At 40.7% G+C, this 4,666-nt stretch carries 5 protein-coding genes and 2 pseudogenes; 1 reads left to right on the top strand and 6 read right to left on the bottom strand.

What is annotated here, in order from left to right; all coding sequences use genetic code 11:
* Nucleotides 1-162 precede the first annotated feature (162 nt).
* The 6 genes and pseudogenes from AC2TDN_RS26240 to AC2TDN_RS26265 form a co-directional block, all read right to left on the bottom strand.
* Nucleotides 163-687: a hypothetical protein gene (locus AC2TDN_RS26240; RefSeq protein WP_484690703.1), complete on the bottom strand. Its 525-nt coding sequence runs from the start codon at nt 685-687 to the stop codon at nt 163-165.
* Nucleotides 688-960: 273 nt separating this feature from the next.
* Entirely contained in the window at nt 961-1,629 is a 669-nt protein-coding gene (locus AC2TDN_RS26245) for a helix-turn-helix domain-containing protein (protein WP_484690704.1), read from the bottom strand.
* Nucleotides 1,630-1,781: 152 nt separating this feature from the next.
* On the bottom strand, nt 1,782-2,066 hold the full coding sequence (locus AC2TDN_RS26250; protein WP_484690705.1) for a hypothetical protein: 285 nt from the start codon (nt 2,064-2,066) through the stop codon (nt 1,782-1,784).
* A 13-nt stretch (nt 2,067-2,079) separates the two neighbouring features.
* Nucleotides 2,080-2,283: a hypothetical protein gene (locus AC2TDN_RS26255; protein ID WP_484690706.1), complete on the bottom strand. Its 204-nt coding sequence runs from the start codon at nt 2,281-2,283 to the stop codon at nt 2,080-2,082.
* A gap of 337 nt (nt 2,284-2,620) precedes the next feature.
* Nucleotides 2,621-2,740 (bottom strand): annotated as a pseudogene (locus AC2TDN_RS26260) (RHS repeat-associated core domain-containing protein); the annotation flags it as partial.
* Nucleotides 2,741-2,863: 123 nt separating this feature from the next.
* Nucleotides 2,864-3,427, bottom strand: a complete 564-nt coding sequence (locus AC2TDN_RS26265) for a Uma2 family endonuclease (RefSeq protein WP_484690707.1) — start codon at nt 3,425-3,427, stop codon at nt 2,864-2,866.
* A gap of 119 nt (nt 3,428-3,546) precedes the next feature.
* On the opposite strand from AC2TDN_RS26265, the pseudogene AC2TDN_RS26270 reads away from it, so the two are divergent.
* Nucleotides 3,547-4,377, top strand: a pseudogene (locus AC2TDN_RS26270) (SpoVR family protein); the annotation flags it as partial.
* Nucleotides 4,378-4,666: the final 289 nt, after the last annotated feature.

A 4,666-nucleotide genomic window follows, 5' to 3' on the forward strand; every position in this document is an offset into this window, starting at 1 on the left:
AAAATCAAACACTTTCGCCGTGTGGCTACTCGTTATGACAAGTTGGCCACGTCATTCCTGACGTTTGTATACGTAGCTGCCATTTTCAAATTGACTCAATGATGAGTTTTCAGACACGTCCTAAAATAAAACTCTGTCGATGTCGGACATTAATCGTTTCATTTATATTTGAGTTACCCCTTGGAAAAACGATGAGTCGTCATGTACACTATCGTACGATAACCAAGCATTGTTTACGATCCCTAAGCGGTCTGCGATCAAATAAGCAGGAGGCGTTTCGAGTGCAAACAACTCCTCGATGTCCTCGATACCAAAAATCGATTCAAGGTTGTCGGCAGCGTTTCCTTGTTCCTCAATTAAGTTTTGGATCACGTTTAAATCTAACTTGTCAGCTTTAATAACGAGTTCGTCTTCCCATTCACAATGGTAATCAAACACGAGTTTATTCTTGTTGTAGACCACAAGTTCCCATCCATTATCTTCGGCGTATACATAATGAACAAGGGTGCCCGTATTTTGCTCCATCACCTCTTCGTCAACCGAGAAATCACCATCTGCGATTACAATAGATACCCAGCCATTGGTCGGATCAAATACATATCCATGTTTGCCAGAGCGTTTTAGCAGGGATACAGCCTCTTCTTTGTCGCTGGTGCGTAAATGATAACTTTGACTAAACTCACTCATGACGTTTCCTCCTAGGACCAATAGATCAACAGTTCGGTGTATAAAAATTGTACGAAAAAAGGAGGGTTTCTTTCCCTCGACCCTAACTTGTACTGTTCAAGAATATAATTATTGGTAACTTATGTCAATCGGTTTTGCTTTTATCGCAACCGTATCAAACATTCAATTCCTTCTTTCTATTTTCTGGATGGATTAATATTCTGGATCAAATTAGCTATGTTATAAGAAAAGACAATTTGCCTACATCATCACCTCCCTTCAATTTTTCTTGTCTTAATCTTTCATCCACAGCAAATCATGCTTTTCCAGAAGCTTAAACAATTCGTTATGAAAGCTTTCTTCCTCTTCGTCCCATACTGAAAATCCTGTAATACCCATGAAAAACATCATGGAACGCAAGGCTTCAATACGCTTATCGTGCTTTCTCTCCCATTGCAGTTGCCGCTCAGCATCCAGATCACTGGAGACAGATTCATTTATCACGTTTGAAGCCCTTTCCAGAATCTCATACGCTTTATTACCCTGTTCGGGATTAGAAAGTTCATGATATAAGTCTCTTTGAAGCGTAAGAATAATCTTCTCTATTTTCAATTCATTGTAAATCATTCGTTTCTCTTCCTGATAAGGATCAATTGACCTTGTGTATTCATGTTCAATTCCTTCCTTATCCGTAAAATAGTCGGGTATTTCAAACGAATCTCGTTTAGAAATTCGATTCAAATAATCCAGTCTCAGCTCGATCTCTTCTATTTTCGATAATTCTTTTTGAAAGTATTCTACTTCCAAATTGAATAGCTTAGACAGGGCTTCTAGCTTGGCTTTTGGAATGGGTCTACGCTTACTCAGCCAGTCTGTAACCGTTGATGGTGTAATAGCCAACTTCTCAGCTAATTTCTTATACGTTCCGTTGTATAGCTTTACGATGTATTCTAAGCCGATCATAAATATCCCTCCAGTAAAATGACGTATCATTACGTCTTGATGTTAATATAGCATCGACGTTTCGAAACGTCAATAGGGATTGAGTAAAATATTTAAGCAATAAAAAACCACATGGAGTCATCACACTCGCATGTGGTAAAAGAATCAATTTATCACTTATTATTCAAAATAATTTTCTCTCTAACAAATGAAGCGCCGTATTCCACCATTGAATACAGTTCATTCTGATTTTTACTCCTTAACTCCAATAATGGTTTTTCCCAATCCAACTGATAAATTACCATTAAGGCGTATTCTTCACCGTACCATCCCAGATCTAATACGTACCCCTCATTATCATAGCTAACCTGAAGTAGATCTTCCTCAAACATATAGTTTGGATTCGAAGTTTCGTTATAGGTTATTCGACCGGGAGTAAAATCGATGTCCTCAAACATATCATTTCACATCCTAATTAGCTTTTTTCAGATAACCTTTCGCTTCTTCTGCATTAATCGGATGACCGTGAATAGTTCCACCACTTTCCTTAACTACAACATACTTCGTTTCTTTTCCATTATGAGCGCCAACAACTTCACTAAACTCAAATATCTTCCAAACACTTCCATCTCCATTTTTTACTATTTTCCCTTGATCCCACGCTAACCGCTCCAATGTCTCGTTATCCGTACCCGGCTTATATTTCGCCGCTCCACTCTTTGTACCCTGAATTATTTTTTTGTCCCAAGTTACATTTTTACCTAATATATTTATTATTATGACTATCCCATGTGAGTTTCTGCGTTTTCCTTAAATTATTTACATAAGAACTTAATTCTTCGGTACTACTGAATGTTTTTTTGCCGATTCGGAAGTAAAAACTTCCAGGTAGAAAAGGAACAAATGCGGCTACAACATCATATGTCAAGAATCCTGCATTAGCCCAACTTGGTTTTTCCCATAATTCATAGGCACTCCAACCAATACCGACAATATCACCAATGGTCTCCCAAACATGACCCGATGGATCAACTCTAATTAATGGATTATTACCTACATACGTATACAAATTCTGACTTAATGGATTATTAATCTCACCTTCATACGTATCCTCATTAATAAATCGCCTTACTGGCCGCAAATCGAGACGAAGATAATGAACGAAGGCTAGGCTTCGTCTCGCCAAGGTGCTTTGATATCGGGGGACAAAAATAACCGGTCGAAAGTGTATCTCGCCGGCTGATTGTGTTTGTTATTATAGTCTGAACAGCATGTTCATAGGCACTTGTAAATCTTTAAAGACGATAGATTGGATCGTTTCCTGCTCCGTATATAAATGACGCACCTGGTAACTGCCATCCTGTAGCGCATATACATGAACCGTTCGATTCCCATGATCGACTATCCAATATTCCTGCACCCCATACTTTTGATATAAGTTAAACTTCTCATTAAAGTCCTTCAATGCAGTGGAAGGTGAAAGTACTTCAATGATTATAGTTGGCGCACCGTGACAGCCATTCTTGGATATTTGGTCCTTTGAGCAAACGACCGAAAGATCGGGCTGCGTGATGTGATCAGGTGCCTTAAAATCTTCACTCTCGCTGAAGAACACATCATATGGAGCAACGAACACATAGCAGCTCCGATTCTGGAAGAAATTACGTAGAGCGAAATGAAGCTCTCCTACAATAAATTGATGCAATGAGGTCGGAGCTGGAGACATATTATATCCTTTGCCATTAATTAACTCCCAAGATCCGTCCCATGTCAGCCAATCTTGATAGGTATGGGTTTTCTTCTCATCTGGATTTGACACAATGTTCGACCTCCTTCTGATTTTGCGTGTGAACTTTTACTAATTGTACCATGATCAAAGCGATCGTTCCTAATTTCCACTCGTTCATTTCAACAGTATTACCCGATCCCCGAAATCGGACTGCTGCCGTTGCATCGGCGGCTCAGTCGCAAGCGGCTGACGCCAAACATTTCCCACCACGACCTGAGAAGGATGTCGTGTGGTTCAACAAGGAATACTCGCCGACGCTGCAGGATCGGCAGTGGGAAATACTGTCCATGCTGCTCGATGTGATGCACTACTTCTTGCCGTAAATCGAGACGAAGATTATGAATGAAGGCTGGGCTTCCTACTGGCATCAGCGAATCATTCGCGAGCTTGATCTCACTAGCGATGAGACGATTGAATTCGCCAAGCTGAATTCCTCCGTCGTCCAGCCGTCTCGGCACACTTTGAATCCTTATTATTTAGGATTGAAAATATTTGAGGATATCGAACGGCGGTTCGATAATCCTACCAAGGAAGAGCAAGCACGCTTCGGACGCGTGCCCGGCAAAGGCAGAGAAAAAATGTTCGAGGTTCGCGAGCTGGATTCCGACATCTCCTTCCTCCGCAACTACTTGACTAAGGATCTCGTCAATGATCTGGATCTGTACATTTTCGAGAAAAAAGGGCCGGAGTGGAAGATTACAGATAAGTCTTGGGAGAACATTCGTGATCAGCTCGTTTATTCCAAAGTGAACGGCGGTTTTCCGAGCTTGATGGTTAAGGATGGGGATTTTAATCGTGTGGGTGAGCTTTATTTGATCCACGAGTATGAGGGTATGGAGCTCGATCTGAAGTACGTGGAGCGCACGCTGCCTCATGTCGTTCAGCTTTGGGGGAAAAACGTGCATCTGGAGACGTTCGTCGAGGATAAAAAGATCGTGTTTAGTTGTGATGGGAAGAAGACGAGTCGGAAGTTTGTTTAGACATTGCTATTTTCACTTTCGTTTTTATATGATCTGTTTTCAATAAAAAGATAATTTTAAAAAGCTCGACCTTCTAAAGGTCGGGTGTTTCCGCTAATCTAATATGACCGTCAGTTGACGGTTAAGATTGTCCAGACATTGACCGATATAATGACCATGTAAGTTTATCTAGGAAAGGAAAAGACGCCTCCATAAGTCGTGTTACTGCTCTAACAGTATCACCGGAGACGTCTTCCCAATCACCATGGTCATTGTATCAAATTACACGTTGGAGCTCAAGGAATTAGAG

It is taken from the genome of Paenibacillus sp. Y660, assembly GCF_057221575.1.